Genomic DNA, 23,954 nt, shown 5'->3' on the forward strand with positions numbered 1-23,954 from the left:
TGAGATGAAATTATAATAGATTTTTTAAAAGAAGGTTCTTTATACTCCTTTCCTGCTGTAATAGGAGAGTTTCAAAATTATTGTAATCGCTTTCATAACACCGCGTCAATTTATTTTCTGTATATTTTAAAAATTCAGTACATAAAAAGAGGACGGATTGTTCAAAACCCGTTCCTCTTCTTTTCACTAACTTTCCTTTTTCATCTGAACGAAATCTTCGTTCGTATAACCAAGCCGGGCAGAAAGTTGCATGCCGATTTGCTGCATGCGGGGCTTGAGCTGTTCCAGACGTTCATTGGTCATACGAAGGGTTGGCCCAGAGATGCTAACCGCACCAGCTACCGTTCCCAAATGATCGTAGATGGGTACTGCAATACACGTGATGCCCGTTTCATTTTCTTCCAAATCTAGTGCATAGCCCTTCTGTCTTACTTGATTTAATTCTTCTAGAAAAAGACCTTTGTCTGTTATGGTTTTGTCCGTATGCTTCGGCATTCCTTTACGCTGGAGAATTTCCACGACCTCGTTCGCCGGCAGTGAAGCAAGGATGGCTTTCCCTACCGATGTACAATGCATCGGGGCACGCTTTCCCACCTTGGAATGCATACGGAGAGTTTCGTTTCCGTCCAATTTTTCAATATAGACGACCTCACCTTGATCAAAGACAACAAGATGGACGACTTCATTTGTTTCATCTTCCAGCTCTTGGAGAAACGGTTTTGCTTCCGCTCTCAGGTCGATGGATTCAAGCAGTTTCGAACTAACTTCCAAGAATTTATATCCTAGCTTATAACGCCCTGTTTCTTTATCTTGTTCAATATAGCCATACAGCACCAAAGTTGACAGGATCCGATAAACAGAGCTTTTGTTGATATCGATTTGTTTTGCGATTTCAGTTACACCCAATCCGCCTTTTTTCAAACTGACCAGGGTAATGATATCCAGTGCCCGGCTGACGGACTTCACCATATTCTCTCTTTCCAAAACCCCTCACCTCATCTGTAAGTTTAAGAAAATTATAGCATATCTGCCACCGGGCCATGGATGATTCACTTAAGCTTGGATGCGTTCTCTGGCTGCAGCAAACGTGTTGCGGAGTTTCCCAATTTCCTTGATCTCGCATTCGATCACATCGCCTGCTCCCACAAATTCCGCGCCGACAGGGCTGCCCGTTAAGATTACATCACCAGGTTTAAGCGTCATGACTCCGGTAAGATAGGAAATCATTTTACGAATGGGGATGATCATTAAATTCGTGGGACTGTTTTGTTTTATAACATCGTTCAGCTTTGCCTCGACAATAACATTGAAAGGGTCCAGCTCCGTTTCAATGACCGGTCCTAGTGGAGTAAAGGTATCAAACGATTTGCCAATGGTCCAATGGCCGGCTTGATGGAAATATTGAGGTGCGGTCACATCATTGCCGACAGTATACCCGAAAACATACTCAAGCACCTCTTCTTCCGGGACATTCTTTGCTTCTTTTCCAATGACTATCGCAAGCTCTGATTCAAACTTAACCTGTTCGATATTGCCCGGTATGATGATATCTTCTTCAGGTCCGATTACCGAGGAGGTTGGCTTAAAGAAAAAAACCGGGATTTCCGGAAGCTCACTTGGAAGCTCGTCTGTCTTGGATACATAGTTGGCGCCAATACCAATGATTTGGTTAGGAGCTATTGGAGCAAGAAACCTAACGTCTGTTTCGGAAAACGTTTGTCCGGTATATTCCCATTTACCAAACAGGTCTCCCTTGATTTCTTTGATGGTACGGTCTTCCGTTAAAACCCCTGTTAAAACAGAAGACTGAACCTTAAATCTAGTAAATTTCATTCTGCTACTCCTCTCAGTAATTGGTAGGTTGTTTCATACTAATGTTCCGGGCCACCCCTGTGGAAATGGCAGCGTCTGCTACCGCTTTGGCCACTGCTTCTACGACTCTCTTATCAAAGGCATGAGGAATGACGTAGTCATAGGTTAGTTCTTCGGTTGTAATTAAGTTAGCAATAGCATAAACAGCAGCTATTTTCATTTCTTCATTGATTTCTGAAGCAAAGACTTGTAAAGCACCCTTAAAAATACCGGGAAACGCCAGGACATTATTCACCTGGTTGGGAAGATCGGAACGTCCGGTTCCCACTACAGCCGCACCAGCCGCCTTGGCAAGCACAGGCATAATTTCGGGAATAGGATTAGCCATGGCAAAAATAATCGGGTCTTTGCCCATGGATTCTACCATTTCCGGCGTTACGGCCTCAGCCACTGAAACCCCGATAAAGACGTCGGCTTCTTTAATGACGTCTTGTAAGCTTCCTTCTGCGTTCTCTTTGTTGGTGAGAACAGAAATCCAATCTTTCATGGCGTTCATCCCATAGGCTCGTCCTTCAAAAATCGCCCCTTTGGAATCACAAAGAATGAGATCATTCACGCCCATATTGATTAGCAGCTTCGTTACAGCGATCCCTGCAGCCCCGGCTCCATTTACAACGATTTTTGTATCCTCAATCCGTTTGTTGACGACCTTCAGCGCATTAATTAAACCGGCTGCCGTAACAATGGCTGTTCCATGCTGGTCATCATGAAAAACAGGGATATCCATTTCTTTTTTCAGCCGTTCTTCAATAATGAAACAGTTAGGAGCTGAAATATCCTCTAAATTAATCCCGCCGAATGTCGGCTCTATTGATTTGACAATTTGAATGATCTGTTCGGCATCCTGCGTGTTTAAACAGATCGGAAAGGCATCAATTCCTGCAAAGGCCTTAAATAGCGCCGCTTTTCCTTCCATAACCGGCATCGATGCTCCTGCGCCGATGTTTCCTAATCCTAATACGGCTGAACCATCAGAAACGACCGCAACCACATTTCCTTTGATCGTATAATCGTAAATTTTTTGCGGATCCTGGTAAATGGCTTTACACGGCTCTGCGACTCCCGGAGAATAAGCCAAACTCAGGTCATCTGCATTTTCGATCGTAACCTTAACCGCCACACTGAGTTTTCCTTTGGACTGTTTGTGAAGTTCAAGCGATTTCTCCTTAAGGTTTTGCATATTCTCAACTCCTCACGAATTGTTGAACAGTAATCTCACGATCGAACCCGTGAAATTACTGCTTTACCAGGTTTGTTTATGTTCTAATAAAGCCGGTCCGAGCAGGCATTCTGCTATTGTTTGATGGCGTATTTGGCTTTCGCTTCAATACGTCGGCGGTGCAGGATAGGTTCTGTGTAACCGTTTGGCTGTTCAAAGCCTTTAAAGACCAGGTCGCATGCTGCCTGAAACGCAACTGAATGGTCATAGTTATCTGACATTCTGAGATAGGATGGATCTCCGGCATTTTGTTCATCTACTACCTTGGCCATCCGCTCTAACGTCTCCCTTACTTGTTCTTTTGTGCAAATTCCGTGGTGCAGCCAGTTCGCCATATGCTGGCTGGAGATTCTGAGAGTCGCCCTGTCTTCCATCAGTCCCACATCATAGTAATCCGGCACTTTGGAACAGCCGACGCCCTGTTCCACCCATCGTACGACATAGCCTAATATCCCTTGCGCATTATTGTCCAATTCTTGTTGAATTTCTTCTGCGCTCCAATTTGCACGTTTCACGACCGGGATTTCCAAAATATCATCCCGTAAATCCTTGGATTCTTTTTTAAGCTCATCCTGTACCTTGGAAACATCCACTTGATGGTAATGCAGGGCATGCAGCGTAGCGGCTGTAGGCGACGGTACCCAGGCTGTATTTGCTCCGGCCTTTGGGTGGCCAATCTTCTGCTTCAGCATATCTGCCATCAGGTCAGGCATCGCCCACATTCCTTTACCAATCTGGGCCTTACCCTGGAAGCCTGTCTCCAGACCCGTAAATACGTTGGATTTTTCATAGCCTTGCAGCCAGGCGGATGATTTCATGTCACTTTTACGGATCATCGGACCAACTTCCATGGAGGTATGGATTTCATCGCCGGTTCGATCAAGAAAGCCTGTATTGATAAAGGCGATCCGGTTTTTGACTTCGCGGATGCAAGCCTTTAAATTAAGGGACGTTCGACGTTCTTCATCCATTACGCCAATTTTAATGGTATTGCGTTCGAGTTCAAGCATATCTTCCACACGACCGAGAAGCTCATTGGCAAATCTGACTTCCTCTGATCCATGCATTTTCGGCTTAACAATATAGACGGATCCTTTTGAGGAGTTTTGATAGCTTCCATTACCGAGAAGAGAATGTTTGGCCAAAAGGCTTGTGATTACTCCATCAAGAATCCCTTCCTGAATCTCCTCTCCATCAACCAAAATCGCGTTATTCGTCATCAAGTGGCCGACATTACGGACAAACATTAATGATCGCCCTGACAATGAGAACTCTTTTCCTGCAGGAGTCGTATATTGGCGGTCGGCGTTAAGGGTACGAGTCATGGATTTGCTTCCTTTTTGGAAGGTAGCCGATAAATCTCCCTTCATAAGACCCAGCCAGTTTCGGTAGACAAGTACTTTATCCTCGGCGTCAACAGCGGTTACTGAATCTTCACAGTCCATGATCGTAGTGATGGCTGCTTCCATCAAAATGTCTTTCACTCCTGCATCATCGGTTTTACCGATGGGATGATTGCGGTCAATCTGGATTTCAAAGTGAAGATCATGGTTTTTGAACAAAAGCGCGTTTGGATTTTCTAACGACCCTTGAAACCCCGCAAACTTTGAGGAATCTTCCAGTCCTGTGGTATTCCCGGTATGTAGCGTAACGGATAACTCCCCGTCGACCACACGATATTGAACCGCGTCTTCATGAGAAGCATCTTTTAAAGGAATGGTTTGGTTAAGAAACTCTCTTCCAAAGGCAATGACCCTTTCACCCCGAATCTGATTGTAACTAGCACCTCGCTCGGCCCCATTTTCTTCACTGATAGCATCCGTTCCATAAAGCGCATCGTAGAGGCTTCCCCAACGGGCGTTCGCCGCGTTGATGGCATAACGGGCATTGTTCACCGGAACCACCAGCTGCGGTCCGGCTTGGATGGCAATCTCATCATCCACTCCTTGGGTGGTAATTTCAAAATCCTCTGCCTCCGGTTCAAGATAACCGATTTCCTGTAAAAACTCCTTATACGATTCAAAATCGAACCGGTCCTTATGGTCCAGATGCCATTCATTAATCCGGTCCTGAATTTCATCACGGCGCGCTAATAATTCCCTGTTCTTTGGTGTGAGATCCTGAATCAGTCCTTCAAATTCCGACCAGAACGTGTCAGGGTTTACCCCGGTTCCCGGTAGTGCTTCAGATTGAATAAACTCATAAAGTTCTTGAGCTACTTGCAAATTACCTTTTTGAACATAGTTTTCCATCGCTTGTTCCTCCTTTTAGTATTTATTGTTTGTTATTACAAAACGCTGTTTTGTATGATGTTGAAAAAATAATAGCACGAAGTATAAATCGCTTTCAACTATTTTCGGAAAATTTACACGGTTTTAAAGTGCTGCCTCTTTTATCTCTTTTTTGACTTCAGCACATCGACCCGGACTTGGAAATAATTTACCGGCATTTAACAGGTTCCCCGGATTAAACACCTCTCGAATATCGGTCTGGGCCTGTATTTCTTCATCGGTGAACACGAAGCGCATTTCTTCTCTCTTCTCAATTCCCACTCCATGCTCTCCCGTAATGGTTCCACCAACATCTGCACAAGCTTGCAAACACGCACTGCCTGCGGCGATGGCCAATTCCGTTTGACCCGGAATTCTTGCGTCAAAAAGAACGAGCGGGTGAAGATTTCCGTCCCCTGCATGAAAAATATTGGCGATGCGAAGGCCGGATTCTTCACTGATCTGGTTGATTCTGTTTAGCACTTCCGGCAGCCGGCTGCGCGGGATGACTCCGTCTTGTACCAAATAGTCGGGAGAGATGGCACCCATGGCACCGAATCCTGTCTTCCGGTTCGCCCACCATCTGGCCCGTTCTGCTTCATCCTGGGCGACTTTTACTTCCCTGACATTCCGGTTTTTACAGACGTCGAGAATCTGGCTGATTTGCTCATCAATCCCGGCAGAGATGCCATCTACTTCAATGAGCAGCAGCGCTTCAATATCTCTCGGGTGTCCCACAGGAAAGGCTGCGGCCTCCACCCCTTCAATGGCTGTTTTATCCATCATTTCAAGCGCAGCAGGAACAATACCAGCAGAGATAATGTCCGATACCGCATGACTCCCGTCTGAAACGTCATTAAAATAGGCGAGCACAGTCTGTTTGGCTTCCGGGTTTTTCAGAATCCTGACGGTGATTTTGGTCACGATTCCCAGCGTTCCTTCCGAGCCAGTAATCAATCCGAGGAGATCATACCCAGGCGCATCAGGAACCCCGTTATTGCCGATTTCAATGATTTCACCGTTTGGCAAAACCACTTCCAGTCCCAAAATGTGATTTGTGGTCACCCCATACTTTAGACAATGAGCGCCTCCCGCATTTTCTGCCACATTCCCGCCAATCGTACAGCAATATTGGCTGGATGGATCAGGTGCATAGTAATACCCTTTATCCGAGATGGAGTTGGTCAGCTTCAGGTTGACGAATCCGGGTTCAACCACCGCTCTTCTATTCTCGTAATCTACACTCAGCAGCTTTTTCATTTTAACCAGACTGATCACCACTTCTCCGTTGACGGGAATGGCTCCGCCGCTCAAACCTGTGCCTGCGCCGCGAGCGAGAAAAGGCAGCCCGTTATCTGAGCAATAGTTGACGAGACGGGCAACCTCCTGTGTATCCTTTGGAAAAACAACCGCTTTTGGCAAATACTTGTGGATCGTAAATCCATCACAGTCGTACGCCAATAAATCCTCTTTATGGTGTAAAATCGAACGGTCGCCTACGATCTTTGCGAGATTCTTAATGTGTTTATCTTTTGTTTTCAGTCCTTTTCGTCCCATTATTCTTGCCCCCTTAAGCCATCTTCTTTCTGGTAGGCCCAGTCGAGCAGCTGAACAGTGTGAACAATTTTTTGATTCCGCCCATATTTTTGGACGCCCATCGCCATTTGAAGCATGCAGCCGGGATTTCCCATCGAGATCATCTCCACGTCATCCGGTACATTCTCCATCTTGCTTTCCAGCACAGCTCCCGCCATTTCAGGATTGGTAATATTATAGATTCCGGCACTTCCGCAGCAGCGGTCAGCGTTTGGCATATGGACCATTTCAACGCCCGGGATATCAAGCAAAATGTTACGAGGCTCCTGACGTACTCCCTGTCCATGAGCTAAATGGCAGGCATCGTGATAGGTGATGCGGGTGTTTATTTCGGCCTGTGGCTTTTCATACCCCGTGTCATGAAGATATTTCGATACGTCTTCCACCTTGGCGGAAAACGCCAGCGCTTTTTCGTGCCATTCGGGCTCTTCACGGAACAATTCGGCATATTCCTTCATCATGCAGCCACATCCTGCGGCATTAACAATGATTTTTTCTGCATCGTTAAATGCTTCAATGTTCTGTTTAGCAAGCTTTCTTCCCATTTCCCGATCACCCGCGTGCACGTGAAGAGCACCGCAGCATGTCTGGTTTTGCGGAATGACCACATCATTACCGTTTCGGGTCAGAACATTAATTGTAGCGTCATTAATGTCACTGAACATCACATCCATGACACATCCCGTTAAAAAGGAAACCTCATGCTTGGTTTCGCCTTTTGCTTTAATCACATTTTGATTCTTGTATTTTTGGCGCACGGGTTTTGTCAGTACTGGCATGATTCTTTCCATCTCTGCCAGATGATCAGGCATTACCTTTAACAGTCCGGTTTTGCGGACGACCTTTTGCATCCCGCTCTTTTGATAAAATTTTAATAACCCGCCAACGGTGTTCAATCGGTTCTGATGAGGAAACAGACTGTGCAGGAAGAAATTGCTGACGGTTTTTCTGTAGCCTGTCAATGGCATGGCTTTACGAATTTGCCCACGCGCCTCTTCGATCAGTCCCCCGACATCCACATCCGCAGGACAGGCAGTTGTACATGCACGGCAGTCCAGGCAGGCGAAAACCGGATCCATAAACTGTTCATTGACCTCGATTTTTCCTTCGGCGACCGATTTGATGAGATGAACTCGTCCTCGGGGAGAATGTTGCTCCTGGCCTGTGAGTTCATACGTGGGACATGATTCCAGACACATCCCGCAATGCACACAATCCGCCCATTTATTTTCGTCAGGGGGATCGCTCCAATGATAATTGCTCAGGTTTGTGGTTGTACATGCCGGGCGTTCTTTCACATCGCTTTCCCTTGTGCTCACGCTTAGATCCCTCCCACATAACGTTTGTCATTAAGAATTCTCTTGGGGTCAACTTTGGTTTTAATTCCTTCCAGTAGATAAAAATAGGATGGTGGCTTGCCCCACACACTGACCTGCTGCCGGAGAACGTAAGGTAAATGTGTCACGATAAGATAACCGTTTAACTGTTCTACAACTTGCCGGAGATGAGTTATAGCACTCAGGATATTATCGCTTGCTCCTTTCAATGTCACTTGACACAAACCATGTCCTAATCCACCGTGCCCCTGAATCACCAAATTGTGGCTGTCTTGCAAGAGCTCGCTTTCCTTTAAAACATGAACGACGTCAAGATTGGTAACGCCGATTTTGACAGTTGCAACTGTTTCAGTATCGGTGGAAGGCAGGGCTCCATTCGGCCTGAGGATATAGAATTGATCCCAAAACGCCTTTGCTTTTTCTTGGGGCAAGATGTCCATTTGGACCTGGGCTGGAGAGATGCTTTTGACGAATTCCTCCTGATAATGCACAGCACTCTTTACATCCTCGAAACTGATCGCCATCGTATAAACTCGTTGACCGGTCAGTCTTTCCGAGAGAGCTGGTGTTAACAACTCGAGAGTGACAGGTTCCATCATGGATTCCAAAAGAGTCGTGGCAAACAAGCGAACCGCCTCCAGATTTCCTTCCGGAAAGGACAAGAGCACCAAGCTTTCATACTTTGCAAGCGGACGCAGTTTAAGAACCACTTCAGACATAACGGCCAGCGTACCCATGGATCCAATAAACAGTTTGTTCATATCATAACCGGCCACATTTTTTACGACCTTTCCCCCGGACCGTATGATTGAGCCATCAGGATAAACCATACGCAACCCAATGACTACATCTCGTGAGGAACCATAACCTAGCCGCTTGGGACCGCTTTCATTCGATCCGATAATACCGCCAATCGTGGCCTGTTCTGGCCACGCAGGATCTAGGGAAACGCGCTGCTGGTGCTCGGCCAGGTACGTTTGCAGCTCGTGAAAAGGGGTTCCTGCCTTCACAGTGATTGTCATATTTCCAACCGTATGTTCAACAATCCCTTTGTATTTCGATAACGAAAGCAAAATGTCAGCTTTTTCATTTTGTCCTCCATAACCCCTTTTTGTTCCCCTGCCCTGAATCGTAATCTTTTTATCATGGTCCCCGGCATATTTTAAAATGACCTGAATTTCCTCTTCAGTTTCAGGAAAAACGGTGATATACCCTCCATTGCCTAGGGGATGGTCATTCTCTTCCTCGACCATGATTTGTTCTTGGGGTAAGATCGAGGTTAAATCCGACAGCGATACTGTCTCAAGCAATACTCTCCACCTCCGGTTGTTTCGTAATAAGAAACACTGTTTCATTAATTGCTTAAAAAAATATTGCCTTTTCCTTTTTTCAGTTTTTAAAAATATATAGCTTTATTAAACCACTCCATATCTTACTTTTCAACAGATTTATCAAAAAATTTTTAATACTTTAACAAATTAAGTTTTTGACATTATATGGTCCTGCCTTCACTCATAAAAACGGAACTGAGAGATTTCTCCCAGTCCCGGAGCTTTTGCTTATACCGTTTTGCTTTCTGAAAAAAACTGTGGCAGAAAGGTCTTATTTTCATTTAGAATGTCTTGGAATATTTTTTCTGCAACAGAAGCACTCTTCACCAGAGGATGAGTAATCAAGGCGAGCAGTCCCATGGCATAGTCTCCGTGAACTGCAGCTTCAATGGTCATTTCTTCATACGCTTTTACCACTTGCAGCAATCCGCGGATTCTTGCATCGATTTTGGTAGTAAGTTGAATGGGATGAGCACCCTGACGGTCAATCACGCAATTGACTTCAATAGAAGCGGTATCAGGAAGACAGGATAGGATCCCATTATTCTGCACATTTACGGTCTGAATATCTTTCTTATTGTTATAAATGGAGGACATGATATCAACCGCTGCCTCCGAATAGAATGCCCCTCCTCTTTGAGCGAGTTCCGGTGGTTTGATGGACAGGTTGGGATCTTGATAGCGTTTAAACAAAGCGGCCTCTACCTTTTTTACCTCATCCGCTCTGGTTCCAGTCTCCTGCAATTGCTCTAATTGATGTTTCAAAACCTCATCTTTCTTATAATAATAACGATGATAACCGCAAGGTAAAGCATCCAATGCCTGCAAAAAGTCACGATTCCATTCAAGATCAGGAATATTATTCATGTTAAAGCCTTTCAGGTCTGCTTCTCCCTTTAAGAAACTCTCAGTAACATCTTTGTTTTTTATCCAAATTTTTGTCGTCCAATTCAAATGATTAATTCCTGCCATTTCAATCTCAATTTCATTGGTGTCCACATTTAAGAATTCAGCAAGCTGTTTCCTGGTGTTGATCGGTAGGTTGCAAAGCCCAATCGCATTTACGGTTGAATATTTATTTACCGCTTCCGTTACAACACCTGCAGGGTTAGTAAAGTTGATCAAAAAAGCTTCAGGAGCATATTTTTCAATATCCCGACAGATATCAAGGATCACCGGTATGGTCCGCAGGGCTTTAGCAAACCCTCCGGCCCCAGTGGTTTCCTGGCCAATGCACTGATAACGGAGGGGGATTCTCTCATCCCTCGATCTTGCCTCAAGCATTCCCACACGGAGCTGGGTGATGACAAAGTCAGCTCCTGTGATAGCTTCCTCCCTATCAAACGTTAACGTGAGATGAATGGGAACGCCGCCTTTTTGAATCATCCTCCGTGCTAATTCTCCTACGATTTCAAGTTTTTCCTTTCCCTCGTTGATGTCCACCAGAAAAAGTTCCTGTACAGGAAACTCTTCATGCCGTTCAATAAAGCCTTCAATTAATTCAGGCGTATACGAAGATCCACCGCCGATCACCGCTACTTTAAGCCCGTTTTTCATAACTTATCCACCCTTCTTCCATTCGGTTTAAAATTTCAATACTAACCGGCAAATGAAGATGGTCAAATGCCAGTAACACTGCTCCAAAAACCGGATCCTTTTGTGGAATGATCATCTCGATTTCGTGTCCCTCATTCTCGATCGTCTTTCTTAATGCATCCAATACTACAGGATTTTTCCCCTTTTGCAGTACACTGCCTGTTAGAACGATGGGAATAGGTAAAGGCAAGTTCCCGAGTCTCTTGATCACCGAGTTTGCCGCTATGCCCAGCTCGCTGCCGGCGTTTTGTAATATCCGGATCGAAAGCAGATCTCCATCCATTGCGGCTTGATGCAGAACAATCGCCAGTCTGCCGTCGACTTTCGTTACCCCCTTATCCAAGAAATGATTCCACATTTCTTCCATCGTATTAAATCCCAGAAAACGGGGGATCCGTTCGGTTAAGCTCGAAGGAATGTCCCGAAGCTCCCAGGAACGCACCGCCGATCTGAATGCTTCTGCCGCAAGTGCATTTCCACCTACCTGTCCATCGCCATAAAGATAACCGAAACCTCCAGTTTGGACCACGTTCCCTTCCTGGTTTCGTCCGGCTGCATTTGTACCGCTCCCTGCTACTAAAACGACTCCGGTATTGGAATCACTCCCTAGCCGCAAGCCTTCCATGGTGTCACATACCAGGTCCCATTTTTTATAAGGCAGGGTTGCAAGCTTTGATTTCAGCGTTCGAATATCTATTTCACGATCAGCGCCGGCCAGTCCATACTGGACAAAAGAAAGATCAGTGCTTGAAAGCCGGGCCTCCTGCATGGCGGTTGCAACTGCTTCTTGAATATTGGTGAACGCTTGCTCAATCCCGTTCACCTGGTAGTTGGAGCATCCTGAAAATCCTTTCCCAAGAAGGTTACCAGACTGATCGGCAATAACCGCATGTGTTTTGCTTCCGCCTCCATCAATCCCCATCACAATGTGTGTCATTATTCCTTCACACCTCCACCAGCAAGGCCTCCGACAATATATTTATAAAGAAATACGGAGACCAGAACCGGCGGCAGCGAGGCGATAAAGCCCCCAGCCGTCATAAGTCCCCAATCAATGTTGTGCTTGCCAATAAACTCACGGATAGCGATCGGCAATGTTTTGGAAGCAAAGGATTGAGTGAACGCACTGGCAAACATAAATTCATCCCATGCCAACAGCAGCGTAAAAATAGCGGTTGCCGCAATTCCGGGCATGGCAAGGGGAATAATGATCCGAAACAAGCTTCCCATACGAGAACACCCATCGATAATGGCAGCTTCCTCCAGTGCTTTAGGGATGGTTTGGAAGTAGCCGGTCATGATCCAGATGGCAAACGGCAGTGAAAAGGTCGTATAGGAAATAATTAACGACCAAACCGTGTCCAAAAGAGGAGGCGATTGAAACAATATGACATTGGTGAATGGGATAGCAATGGAAATTCCATTTCTCATCATGACATAGAGCGGAGCGATGATCGAGATGGACGGCAACAACTGCATCGCCAGCACTGTAAATAACGCAGAATTGCGAAATGGAAACATCACCTTGGAAAAGGCATACGAAGCAAAAATGGCCAAAATCAGTGTGCCCACCGTGGTGCCCAGGGACACAATGATACTGTTTTTCATGGCTGCAATAAATTCGGCAGCCCCATTACCCGTAAAAAGACGATAATAGTTTTCCAGTGTGGGAGAGTGAGGAACCAAATGACCGCTAAGCAGCTCTTCGGTTTTACTGATGGAAGACGTAAACAAATAGACAAAAGGAGCCAATGTAAACAGTGCGAGCAGGATTAAGCCGCACCACAAGTAAAAGGGGGAAATCAGATCTGTGCTTTTCACCTTAAACAAGCTGGATTTCCTTTTAACCGTTGCGATGTCATTTTTGACGCTTCTCTGTTCAATCGTTGGTTCAAACATGAATATCCCTCCTTTTATACCTCATGGGAATTCTTCTTTAACATGCGAATATACAAGACAATAAATACGAGAATGATAGCTGTTGAAACCCACGCCATGGCAGAAGCTTCACCGAGATAAAAGTAACGGAATGCCTTGTTGAATGTCAGGTAGGAAATAGAAGTGGTTGGATCTCCTGTGAAAACGGTCAGGATGTCATAAACGCGAAATGCGGCAATGGTACGAAGCACAACGGCAATCATCAGGATGGGAAACAACTGAGGAATGGTGACATACCAAAGCTTTTTCCAAAACCCGGCACCATCCATCATCGCGGCTTCATAAAGTGTCGAGGGGATTGCCTGAAGGCCGGCCAAAAGTAAAAGTGTCATAAACGGGGTCATTTTCCAGACATCGGCAACCACCACGGAATTAATAATATTATGTGCATCAGCCAGCCATAACGGGTTTTCACTTGCGCTAAGCACATGAATTTTCTTCAGGATAATCGTAAATGACCCGTTCCCCGGCTGAAAAATCCATTTCCACAGCAAACCGTTTACGAGGGTCAGCATCGCCCAGGGAATGATGATAATCATCCGGAAAAATACTCTTCCCCTGAACATCTGATTGAGCAGCAAAGCGCTAAACAAGCCGAGTACTAATTCCGCTACAGTGGAGATGACGGTAAAGTAACCGGTAAAATAGGTTGCCGTCCAGAAATCATGGTTCTTGAACAATGCTGTAAAATTACTAAATCCTACAAATACCACATCAGAACCATCCAGCATGTGATACTTATACATACTCCAGACGAGCGATTGATAAATGGGAAATAAAAAGGTTTTAAAGAGTATGTAGAAGGTGGGTAACAGCAAGATCACAGCAAAAAGTAGATCTTTTCTCTTTTTTTTACCCATTAGCCTGAATTTCGCTGACTTACCAGCCGATTTTTCCATCTCAATCCTCCTTTGAAAGAAGAAGCGGTTAGTGCCTAACCGCTTCCTGATCATTATTTTGACTCTTCAATGGCTTTCTTAATTTTTTTTGCTGCCGTATCCAATGCCACTTTCGCAGATTTTTTCCCTAACAATGCTTCATGGATTTCAGCAGATAATATATCCGCCCATTCCACGTAACCTGGAGCATTGGGACGGTTTTGTCCATATTCAAATTGCTTCATGACTTTGTCCACGGTTTTTGTTTTGTCCGCCGCCTTTAGATTAGGATCGTCATATAGTCCTTCCGTTGTAGGATACATTCCGTCATTCTTAAACAACGGAAGTTGAAACTTCTTGGTGCTCATCCATTTTAAGAATTCCAGGGCTGCTTGCTTATGTTTACTGTCTTTCATTAAAGAAATGCCCTCAGAACCGGTAACTGCAGCCGACTTCACATCCCCATTTCCCGGCATTAATCCGACATCGGTTTTATCAACTACTTTGGATTTGGATGGATCATTTAAATCGGGATACATACCTTCCCAGTTCGTCATCATGGCGATCTTTCCTGTGGAAAATGCATTTTTTACATCATCCTCACTCCATTGCAAGCTTGCCGGATCAACGGTTTTATCCTTTTGAGTGAGATCAACCATATATTGAAGTGCTTTCAATCCCCCGCCTTTATTGAAAACAGGCGCTCCTTTTTCATCAAAGAATTTTCCCCCGAACCCATATACGAGGCTGACAAAGTCACAGTTTAATCCTTCTGCTTGTTTCCATGACCAGGCAGAGCCATATACACCATTCTTCGTCAGTTTTTTAGACATTTCCCGAAATTCATCCCACGTTTTTGGAGGAGAATTATATCCGGCTTTTGCAAGAAGCTCCTTGTTCCAGTAGAAATGCTTTGTGCTGGAGAAAAATGGAACAGCGGCCAGCTGGTCTTTATACATGACGGAGCTTAGGGACGATTGCGTATACTTTTTCTGCACCTCTTTCGGTACGGTGTCCGCCAGATCATAGGCAATCCCACCTTCCATGAACTGCCCGGCCCAAATCGTATCCATTTCTGCCAAATCAATGTCCGCCGAATTGGAGAGAACAGCGGTGGTGATCTTGTTGTACAGGGAATTGTAATCCACCGCTAGTTCTTTCACTTTGATTCCTGTGTCTTTGGTAAACTCTTTTAAAATTTTTCCACGAGGCCCGTTTGCACCGTCTGTATTCACCCACAATAAGGTGATTTCTTCCCCTTTTAGGTCTTTTTTGTTATTCCAGCTCAGCTTTTCACTCTTTGCCTCGTTTTTCTTTCCGCTTGTTGGCGGAGCTGCATTGCAACCGACCAATAAAGAAAAAATCAAGATTAAAAGAAAAAGCACCTTTCCTTTTTTCAATGTAGACCCTCCCTTTAAACATTTTTTTGGGGTTTTGCTGGAAAACTCGTAATCTATTGTTAAACGTTAATATTCTTATCTCTGAATTGTGGCAGATGCTTTTGGTGAGCCGTCAGATAATCATCCATCATTGCCTTCGCTGAGGTAAATGAAGGGACAAGAGGATGAACAGTCAATGCATTTACCCCCGCTTGATAATCTCCCTTTACTGCACATTCCACGGCTAACCGCTCATACGTTTTTACCGGATGGATCAATGAAAGGGCAAAATCCGGAACGTCGCCAATATTAATTGGAAAATACCCATTTTTATTTACAAGACAAGGAACTTCCACCACATCATCGTTATGCAGCTGAGTGATTGTCCCATTGTTTGGCACGTTTAGCGTTAAGATTTGCTGTTTGTTGTTTGCAATACTGCGGATGATGTTGAGGGCCAAACCTTCATAGCCTTCTTCTTCAAAGGAGAGTTCAACGGTATCTTCTTCTTCGTGAACATCATGGATTTGACCGGTCGTTTCCCTGGACATGTACGTGCTGCCCCGCGCATCAAGTGTTCCTTTATAATCAGCCCAGGCTTCCTCCATACGGTCCTGTTGGACGAGGTCTGACACTCTTTCAAGAAGCGGGCGGTTTAACTGAACAATTTGCTCACCTCTCGTTTGATTCGATTGCAAGATGTTTGTTACTGCCTGATCTGCGTAATAAAAGTAGTACAAATATTCGTTGGGCAGCATCCCCATATTACGGATCAGTTCCGGTTCAAAGAAACGGAAAGTATGCGAAATACGGGATAGGTGTTCATAACGATCAAGAATTTCAGGAAGCCGGTCCACACCTTTCTCATAAACAGAAGGAACCCAGCCCAGATGGTTTAATCCAAAATAAGTAACTTGCAGGTCAGTATGAGGCACCTTTAAAAACTTGCACAGCGAATTTTTAATCCCGGCATGTGCATCGCATATTCCGATTACTTTTTTATGTTTTCCATATGTAGTAAGAGCTTGAGCCATCAAACCAGCCGGGTTGGTAAAGTTAAGAAGCCAGGCTTCCGGTGCTTCCTCGTAGATAATCCTGGAGTATTCGAGCATGACGGGAATGGTCCGCAACCCCATGGCAAATCCCCCTGGACCTGTTGTTTCCTGGCCAAGCACTCCATACTTAAGTGCGATTTGTTCATCAAGGACGCGTCCTTCCTCCTGACCCACACGAATAGCGGAGAAAATAAAATCCGCACCTCGTACCGCTTCCTTGATATCGGTGGTGAATGAAAGAATAAAATCTCCTTGGTATTTGTCCACGAGAAATCGAGAAATGCCTCCCATAACAGATAACCTTTCCTCATCTACATCAAAGAGAGTGACTTCTTTAAAATGAAGATCATTTTGTTTAAACAAGCCTTCAATCAATAAGGGAGTCCTCATCCCGGCTCCGCCTAATATGGTCAGTTTCATGATTCATCCTCCTGATTTATTTTATAGGTTCCAAAAAATCCTTTTGTACTTGTTGCCAGCTTGGACTGCTGGTTGCTCCTCCCAAACTTTGCACAGAGCAGCTGCCGCAGTAATTGCCTAATTTTACGGAATCCTCTAAAGACCATCCCTTTAGTATCCCTGCCAACAGGCCGGCAGAGAAAACATCTCCAGCCCCTGTTGTATCAATGGCCTCACATTCATAACCGGCTATTTTTTTTATGGTGTGATTTTGTCGCATCAATGCACCGAGCTCTCCCAGTTTAATAACGATGGAGGTGTTATGTTGACCCAGCTTTTCAATGGCTTCATAAGGATTTATAATCCCTGTTATTGTTTCTGCCTCTTTTTGGTTAGGTGTAAAGATGTCCGCCATTTTAAGGAGCTCATTCAATTGGTCGTCCTGCAGCCATTCCTCATCCCAGCCGACATCCAAAGAGATCAACATTCCTTTGGTTTTGGCCTTTTCGATGACCGCTTTGTTACCTCTTCCTGCCGAAGTATGTAAGACCTTTGCTTCTGTGTTTTCAATTACAGAACACGCATAATCAACAAGGTTTAGTTTTTCAACGCTGTCCTGAAAAGAGAGAAACGATCGGTCTCCGCCATAATTGATGCAAACAGATAAACAACGAAGAGGTTGATCAACTTGTAACATGAGAGAGGTGGAAACACCTTCCTCCTCCAAACTCTCTTTCATAAATTGACTAAGAAAGTCATTGCCAATTGGGCCGATGACTGCCACCTTCAGCCCTAGTCTCGAAAGAGCGACTGCCGTGTTATAGGCTGCACCGCAGGTAAATTCAAACGATCCGCAATAGACCTCTTCTCCAGGATTCGGCATTTTGGGAATGGATGAAAAAATAACATCCGTGGAAATGATGCCCTCTACCAGTACATCATATGTCATAACATTTTCCTCCTTTCCTCAATTTGTTGTGTTGTTACTACAAATCTATTGGATTTATAATCTCTTGTCAACCGAATTTTCTAAATATTTAGATTACATAAAGCAATTCTTAAGGATTTTGATAGCGTTAATTGCATAAAAACGACAGTTGCTGGGAAAACAGAATATTTTTGTAATAATTCTACTATTAAATAAATTGTATAAATTCACAAATTTGTTGTAACATATGTATACACTATTCAGGTAGGAGAGATAAATCGGAGTGAGAATATGATAAATAGAAGCCCTGGAACTGCCTTATATTATTTAATTAAAGAAAAGCTTTTGGAACTGATAAAAAACGAAACGTATCAAATTGGAAGCCAGCTTCCCACTGAATCCGAATTATGCCGGATGTTTGATGTCAGCCGAACCACGATCCGTCTGGCACTGCAACAACTTGAAATCGACGGCAAAATTCATCGTATTCAGGGAAAGGGAACTTTTGTTTCAAAGCCGAAAATCAATGAGGCACTGTCTCAAAATATGAAGAGTTTTTCAGAGCAGATGAAAGATGCCGGCCTGGTGTCTTTTTCAAAAGTCCTTACATTGGAAGTCATCCCCGCCTATTATTCTTTAGCCCAGGCTCTTGAGATAGATGAAGAGGATCCAGTCATCAAACTGGTACGCTTGCGTCATGGCGGAACAGAACCTCTTCAGCATTCCACCTCTTTTATCCCTTGGAAGGTTGCACCAGGTTTGATGCAGGAAGATTGTTCGGGTTCTTTGTTTCAATTGTTAAGAAGCAAATTTGAGATTGAAATCCACCGATCAGTGGAATCCATCGAGCCCATTCTAACCAATGAAGCCATGAGTGAACTGTTGAACATCCCAGCAGGCTCCCCGTCTTTTTTACTGGAATCGATCACTTATTCCTCAAAGGAATTGCCAATCGAATTTTCTGCCAGCGTTGTACGAGGAGATCGTTCAAAGTTTGTTATGGAGAGATATTATAACTAATCTTGAGTAACAGATAGAAGGATAAAAACGAGTAAATCAACCCTTTTACATCATATATGGCATATTGCCAAAGAAAACTCGCCAACTTTTAGGCCAGTTTTCTTTGGTATTATTATAGTTCTTCTCCGACTGAAGCATCCTTTAGGTTTTGAAACAATGTTACAGGTGTCTGCCTACTGCCATCTTCATATGGTTCACTCCTTATTCCTTTCGTGGCGTGGCCCAAATAAGATGAAAGACATCCAGCCAATGATGTTCTGCTTTCTGAATTTCTAAAGGCGAGCGGTTAAGCAGCTCCATAATGTTACGATTTTGATGGCAGCCCACCGTTTTAACAGCCAAAGGATTCAACGCTCTTTGTAAAGTCGAGGCGAATAAATTAGAGCTGATTCCATGTTCCAGCAGCAATACTTGTCCATGTGGTTTACACCATGTACTTACGTTTTCAAGGATTCGTACAGGATTGGAATAACCACAAAATGAAAGAGTAGAAACAACCGTATCAAACTGTTGTTTTTCAAAAGCCAGCTCTTCAATGTCGCTCTCAATAAATTTTACTGGAAGATGATAGTGCTGAGCAGCCTCTTCTGCTTTTCCAAGCATCTCCGGGCTGAAATCTACTGCAGTGATGGTATGAATCTCTTCCAGCCTGTAAAACGGAAAGTTCCCTCCTGCGCCCACCGCCAGTTCCAGCACATGTCCTCTAGCCTCCCCAATTAATTTTTCTCTCCACTTTTTTTGGAATTGTTTTTCCCTCAGTCGGTCGTAAGTCTCAGCCTGGCGGTTAAATTTTTTAATCAGCTTTTTATTCACTCTACCCATTCCTTCCAGGAAAATTGTCAACTAGGAATGAATTCTTCTATGAGATCTGTGTCCGGCGGAATATACCCGAGCTGTCTGCCGATTTTTACAATCTGTCCTTTATGATGAAACTCGTGAGTGGCCGTGTGCGTAAACAGCCATAATACCGTTACATTCCAGGATTCTCCATTCCTGGTGATTTGAATGTTTTTGTCGCCATTTTCTTTAAATTCTTGAAGAAATTCAAGAACCAAATCATCTGTTTTTGCAAAAATCTCTCGCATATCTTGTACACTGTGAATGGTCTGTGGGTTAATTTCGGGAAACTGCTTTTCAAGTGCCCGAATTCCGAGCCAGGTCTGGTAACAGTCCGCTACATGAGCGTGCAAATTTCGAATGGAATCTCCGCCAAATGCTTCTACCTCTTTTACATAATCTTCATAAGGTAACGTTTCGCAATAACGAAATAAAGTTTCCCGGGTGCGCCTGATCCAATCATACTGACTTAGGAATACATCCATCCTCCCACTCTCCTTTTTCATCCTTTTTAGTAGATTCGTCCACGCTTTATATTCCCTGTGAAAGTGGAGAAAACCTCTTTTCATTCACTAGGCAGAACTTCCTCATGCTTTTTATCGATAAACGATTTCGTACATGCAACAAATCTACCATATTCATCCAACATGTGCCTGAATAAATATGTAATACGATTCATTTTTTCTATTTTATGTAAATGGTAATTGACCCTTCTTGTTCAAGGGTGCTACCCTTTCATTGAAAACGATTACATTTTATGCCAAGGAGGGAAAGTGCAATGAAGAAGATGAGTGCTTTTATCAGTACGGTTCTTATTGGTTCCACTCTCTTATTGCCTCTTAGTGCAGGTGCCGATGAATTAAAGGGAAATGCCGATCCACCCAAGTCCCCCAAAGATAAGGTCATTGAACAAATCATAGCTAATATGACGGCTAAGGAAAAGATCGGACAGCTTGTCATGCCTTCCACACATGATAATGAAAGTAAAATGCCGAATGAAGATACCCGGAAGCTGATTCAAAACTACAAAGCAGGTTCTGTTATTGTTTATGGTGCCCGTAATGCCCGTACAACAGCTCAATATAATAACCAGCTGCAAAAATGGGCTGCCAATACCTCTCCAAAACTCCCACTGTTGGTTTCCGCCGATTTGGAATTCGGGACAAAACAACATGTCACCGATGCAACCCCTTTTCCACGGCAAATGGGTATTGGTGCCACACGACAAGCAAAAGCGGCGAAGGATGTGGCCAAAATAACGGCACTCGAAGCAAAAGCAACAGGATTTAATTGGAACTACTCACCGGTTGCTGACGTGAATACGAACCCTGCCAATCCTGTTATCGGTGTACGTTCCTTTGGCGAAAAAACAAGTCTTGTCTCCAGCATGACCGCCGCACAAATCAAAGGCTATCAGGAGAATGGCGTAGTCGCAACAGCCAAGCACTTCCCTGGCCATGGGGATACGAGCGTGGATTCACACCTGGGCTTAGCTGCTGTTACATATGACCGCGAAACGCTTGAAACCGTGCATCTTCCTCCATTTCAGGCAGCAATTGATGCAGGAGTAGATTCCATCATGACGGCCCATGTGATTATTAATGCGATTGACAAGGAACTTCCTGCCACGCTTTCCAAGAAGGTGCTCACCGGTTTACTCAGAAATGAGATGGGCTTTAAAGGACTGATCGTAACAGACGCCATGAGCATGCATGCGATCGCCAAGGAATGGGGTGCAGGACAAGCGGCTGTGATGGCGGTAAACGCCGGAGCGGATATTGTGATGGCTACCGGAAATCTGGACGAACAACTCGAAACTTTTGATGCCTTAAGTGACGCGCTGAAATCCGGCCAATTATCCGAAAAAAGAGTCAATGAATCGGTAAAAAGGGTTCTGGCTTTGAAGATTAAGTATAAGCTTTTTGGCCACCGGTATGTTGATCCTGAAGGAGCTGTCAATGTCGTCAATCAACCGGCACATAAAGAAACAGCTGCCGAAGTTGCAAGAAAGTCGATCACGCTAGTAAAAAATGAGAATGTCCTTCCTTTTCACCCGGCGGAGAAAAAATTGACACTTGTAACAGGACCGCAAATTTACGGCTCCACCAATTTCATCAACAATATTGCCAGCATGGTCGATGAAAAATCGGCAGGAAATGTAAAAAGTTTTACCACTTCAGAAGATGCGACCACGGCAGAAATTCAACAGGCAGTAAAGCTCGCTGAACAAGCGGACCAAATCATCGTTCCTACGTTTTCTCCAAGTGAGCTGCCTGCCGGACAGGCAAAGCTGGTGAAAGAACTGCAAAAAACAGGAAAGCCTGTTGTTGCGGTTTCCCTTGGCCTCCCTTATGATGTTAAGGAATATCCGGAAGTTGGCGCATACATTTCAACATACTCGGTTGAGCGCTGGGGTTCACCTGTTCCAACCTCGTGGAAAGCAGCGATTGATGTGATCTTTGGAACACAGCCAGGAGGAAAGCTTCCCGTTTCCATTGAAGGCCTGTACCCCTATGGAACCGGCTTGAACTATTAAGATTGAGTACAAAACCCTGTTATCTGGCTTTTTGGCCAAACGACAGGGTTTTGTGATTCCTCTTTTTTAACGAAATAACCTAAAAGAAAATAGACACCGCTTACCCACAGAATCAGGAATTCAATCGCTTTTCCCAAAGCACCTATAGAATTAAAAAAGACAATCAGGAGAAGGAGCCCCATGCTTAATCCGAGGGAACCTAATCCTGTTATGAAGCCAATCAATAAAATACACATTAGAACCACAAACATAAACGGTACATCCACTGAAGGACCTGTCTGTGAGCCAAGCGCTTTTCCCAAAGAGGTCCCAAGCATATACAGCCCTCCAAAACCCAGGGCGGACAGGATAATGATAATGCCTGCAACAAGACCTATAGTTTTGGAAACTGTGTATTTCTCCATTGCTCCTCCCCTTCAATCTATTGATCTTGTAATCTTTATGGATACTATTCCTCATATCTGGTCCTATTCCTCTATTGAAAAAAGCCATGACCCCGTTTAGTCAATGGCGATAACCTGTGAAAAGATTAATGGGTATTATTTCTTGCTGCATACCATAGTGCACCCGATTCTCCAACCAGCGCCCCCAATAAAATGACGGAGGAAGAGGCGGATGGCTTGTCCCCCGGTTCCTTGATCTCAACAATTTCATATTTAAATGTGCGGGTTCCATGTTCATCATTCAAATTCTTGGCCACCTGTTTGATTTCGGATAAATGATCCACAAATTCATGAGTGTTGCAGTGGGTGCAAACAGTAAAAGGCACATTATGAATGTAAAGACTCGCTCCCTTATGATAAACAGGGATAATATTAATCAAAGGCAAAACCAAACCATTTTTACAGGTTTTACAGCTTTTCAGCATGTCCAGCCTTCCCTTCAAAAGTAAATAGGAAATCATTAGGAGTATATTCATCCCCACATATAATAGAACTAAACAATGGAATTGGAGGTACTAATAGGAAATAGCTTACCTCCCACCGCAAACGAAACTCTTCCTGTTTCTTCAGAGACTACGAGGACAAGTGCATCGGACACTGCTGTTAAACCCATTGCGGCCCGGTGACGGGTACCTAATTTTTTATTTCCTGCTTCTATGCCGGATACCGGAAGCACATTCGAAGCAGAAACTATCGTCTCTCCCCTAACCAATACCGCTCCGTCATGCAGGGGATTCCCGGGATAAAAAATGGATTCCAGCAGGGGAAACGTAAGATCCGCTCCAATTTTATTTCCAGCACTGATCAATGCTTCAATAGCCTCTTCCCGTTCGACCACAATTAAAGCGCCGTGCCTTTGGCTGGAGAGGTGCTGAATACAGGTAGAGATCTCCAGGTATTTTTCTGTGTATGGTGAAAGATAACAATTCAAATAAAAGGAAGCTGCAACAGTTTGGATTTGTTCAATCTCTGCTTTTAGTTCTTCAAGATTTCCCAATAAGCAATAACTCTCTGTTTCAAATGAGCGTAAAAAATGTTGAATCCCCTGGTTGACCTGTTGAAGATGGTCAACAATTTGCTCTTTCATCGAGGAGGTATCACAATCTTCTCTCATGTCTGCACCCATTTCCGTCCACACTCTCTCCGAGTGTCTTAGTTAGATCCTTTATCTATTCTTTACGCCGGTTCACCATTTTATGAGAAAATTTGTCATAAAAAAGCATGGACGATTTATCCATGCTTTAAATACTGATATTCCTTGCTCTTAGATTTTCTTCTTTTGATTAAAGCAAATGATACAGCAAAGCTCAAGCCTGCGGC

At 44.2% G+C, this 23,954-nt stretch carries 21 protein-coding genes; 2 read left to right on the plus strand and 19 right to left on the minus strand.

Annotation, left to right across the window (positions count from 1 at the left end):
- Nucleotides 1-186: 186 nt before the first annotated feature.
- The 14 genes from DMO16_RS04085 to DMO16_RS04150 form a co-directional block, all read right to left on the minus strand.
- Nucleotides 187-984, minus strand: coding sequence for an IclR family transcriptional regulator (locus DMO16_RS04085; protein WP_129475544.1), 798 nt, complete (start codon nt 982-984; stop codon nt 187-189).
- A 69-nt stretch (nt 985-1,053) separates the two neighbouring features.
- The gene (locus tag DMO16_RS04090) at nt 1,054-1,833 is read right to left on the minus strand and encodes a fumarylacetoacetate hydrolase family protein (protein WP_129475547.1); all 780 of its coding nucleotides are present in this window, start codon (nt 1,831-1,833) and stop codon (nt 1,054-1,056) included.
- Between the two features lie 13 nt (nt 1,834-1,846).
- The gene (locus DMO16_RS04095; protein ID WP_061970220.1) at nt 1,847-3,052 is read right to left on the minus strand and encodes an NAD(P)-dependent malic enzyme; all 1,206 of its coding nucleotides are present in this window, start codon (nt 3,050-3,052) and stop codon (nt 1,847-1,849) included.
- A gap of 113 nt (nt 3,053-3,165) precedes the next feature.
- Entirely contained in the window at nt 3,166-5,343 is a 2,178-nt protein-coding gene (locus tag DMO16_RS04100; RefSeq protein ID WP_129475549.1) for a malate synthase G, read from the minus strand.
- 123 nt (nt 5,344-5,466) lie between these two features.
- Nucleotides 5,467-6,918, minus strand: a complete 1,452-nt coding sequence (locus DMO16_RS04105) for an FAD-binding oxidoreductase (RefSeq protein WP_061970216.1) — start codon at nt 6,916-6,918, stop codon at nt 5,467-5,469.
- Nucleotides 6,918-8,276, minus strand: a complete 1,359-nt coding sequence (locus DMO16_RS04110; RefSeq protein WP_061970214.1) for a (Fe-S)-binding protein — start codon at nt 8,274-8,276, stop codon at nt 6,918-6,920. Before DMO16_RS04110 ends, DMO16_RS04105 begins: the two co-directional genes overlap by 1 nt.
- 2 nt (nt 8,277-8,278) lie before the next feature.
- Nucleotides 8,279-9,604: an FAD-binding oxidoreductase gene (locus DMO16_RS04115; protein WP_420889637.1), complete on the minus strand. Its 1,326-nt coding sequence runs from the start codon at nt 9,602-9,604 to the stop codon at nt 8,279-8,281.
- Between the two features lie 249 nt (nt 9,605-9,853).
- Nucleotides 9,854-11,182, minus strand: coding sequence for a 6-phospho-beta-glucosidase (locus DMO16_RS04120; protein WP_061970212.1), 1,329 nt, complete (start codon nt 11,180-11,182; stop codon nt 9,854-9,856).
- Entirely contained in the window at nt 11,166-12,158 is a 993-nt protein-coding gene (locus DMO16_RS04125; protein WP_129475551.1) for an N-acetylglucosamine kinase, read from the minus strand. Before DMO16_RS04125 ends, DMO16_RS04120 begins: the two co-directional genes overlap by 17 nt.
- Nucleotides 12,158-13,120 (minus strand): carbohydrate ABC transporter permease, encoded by a 963-nt coding sequence (locus tag DMO16_RS04130; protein ID WP_061970208.1) that lies wholly within the window; start codon nt 13,118-13,120, stop codon nt 12,158-12,160. The genes DMO16_RS04125 and DMO16_RS04130 overlap by 1 nt, the downstream gene beginning before the upstream one ends.
- 14 nt (nt 13,121-13,134) lie before the next feature.
- The gene (locus DMO16_RS04135; protein WP_061970206.1) at nt 13,135-14,058 is read right to left on the minus strand and encodes a carbohydrate ABC transporter permease; all 924 of its coding nucleotides are present in this window, start codon (nt 14,056-14,058) and stop codon (nt 13,135-13,137) included.
- Nucleotides 14,059-14,111: 53 nt separating this feature from the next.
- The gene (locus tag DMO16_RS04140; RefSeq protein ID WP_164988848.1) at nt 14,112-15,437 is read right to left on the minus strand and encodes an extracellular solute-binding protein; all 1,326 of its coding nucleotides are present in this window, start codon (nt 15,435-15,437) and stop codon (nt 14,112-14,114) included.
- A 59-nt stretch (nt 15,438-15,496) separates the two neighbouring features.
- Nucleotides 15,497-16,891 carry a 6-phospho-beta-glucosidase gene (locus tag DMO16_RS04145; protein WP_129475555.1) on the minus strand — a complete coding sequence of 465 codons (1,395 nt, stop codon included), beginning with the start codon at nt 16,889-16,891 and terminating at the stop codon, nt 15,497-15,499.
- Between the two features lie 16 nt (nt 16,892-16,907).
- Complete coding sequence (locus DMO16_RS04150) at nt 16,908-17,819, minus strand: carbohydrate kinase family protein (protein ID WP_129475557.1); 912 nt, start codon at nt 17,817-17,819, stop codon at nt 16,908-16,910.
- Between the two features lie 270 nt (nt 17,820-18,089).
- Here DMO16_RS04150 and DMO16_RS04155 point away from each other — a divergent pair, with 270 nt between their 5' ends.
- A complete protein-coding gene (locus DMO16_RS04155) occupies nt 18,090-18,818 on the plus strand; it encodes a GntR family transcriptional regulator (protein WP_061970198.1) in 729 nt (242 codons plus the stop codon).
- 201 nt (nt 18,819-19,019) lie between these two features.
- Here the strand turns inward: DMO16_RS04155 and DMO16_RS04160 are convergent, their stop codons facing one another.
- The gene (locus tag DMO16_RS04160; protein ID WP_241840448.1) at nt 19,020-19,631 is read right to left on the minus strand and encodes a class I SAM-dependent methyltransferase; all 612 of its coding nucleotides are present in this window, start codon (nt 19,629-19,631) and stop codon (nt 19,020-19,022) included.
- 26 nt (nt 19,632-19,657) lie between these two features.
- On the minus strand, nt 19,658-20,140 hold the full coding sequence (locus DMO16_RS04165) for a DinB family protein (protein ID WP_129475561.1): 483 nt from the start codon (nt 20,138-20,140) through the stop codon (nt 19,658-19,660).
- Nucleotides 20,141-20,433: 293 nt separating this feature from the next.
- Between DMO16_RS04165 and DMO16_RS04170 the strand changes: the two genes are divergently transcribed.
- Nucleotides 20,434-22,191: a glycoside hydrolase family 3 protein gene (locus tag DMO16_RS04170; RefSeq protein ID WP_164988849.1), complete on the plus strand. Its 1,758-nt coding sequence runs from the start codon at nt 20,434-20,436 to the stop codon at nt 22,189-22,191.
- On the opposite strand, the gene DMO16_RS04175 is transcribed toward DMO16_RS04170, so the two are convergent.
- The 3 genes from DMO16_RS04175 to cdaS all read right to left on the minus strand — a co-directional run bounded on the left by DMO16_RS04175 (nt 22,188) and on the right by cdaS (nt 23,760).
- Entirely contained in the window at nt 22,188-22,595 is a 408-nt protein-coding gene (locus DMO16_RS04175) for a hypothetical protein (protein WP_129475565.1), read from the minus strand. The genes DMO16_RS04170 and DMO16_RS04175 overlap by 4 nt on opposite strands.
- 125 nt (nt 22,596-22,720) lie before the next feature.
- Entirely contained in the window at nt 22,721-23,095 is a 375-nt protein-coding gene (locus tag DMO16_RS04180; RefSeq protein ID WP_206738052.1) for a YgiT-type zinc finger protein, read from the minus strand.
- Nucleotides 23,096-23,127: 32 nt separating this feature from the next.
- Nucleotides 23,128-23,760 carry a sporulation-specific diadenylate cyclase CdaS gene (cdaS, locus tag DMO16_RS04185; protein WP_241840450.1) on the minus strand — a complete coding sequence of 211 codons (633 nt, stop codon included), beginning with the start codon at nt 23,758-23,760 and terminating at the stop codon, nt 23,128-23,130.
- Nucleotides 23,761-23,954: the final 194 nt, after the last annotated feature.

The sequence above is a fragment of the Fictibacillus sp. S7 genome (assembly GCF_004127935.1).
Taxonomy (GTDB): Bacteria; Bacillota; Bacilli; order Bacillales; family Fictibacillaceae; genus Fictibacillus_C; species Fictibacillus_C enclensis.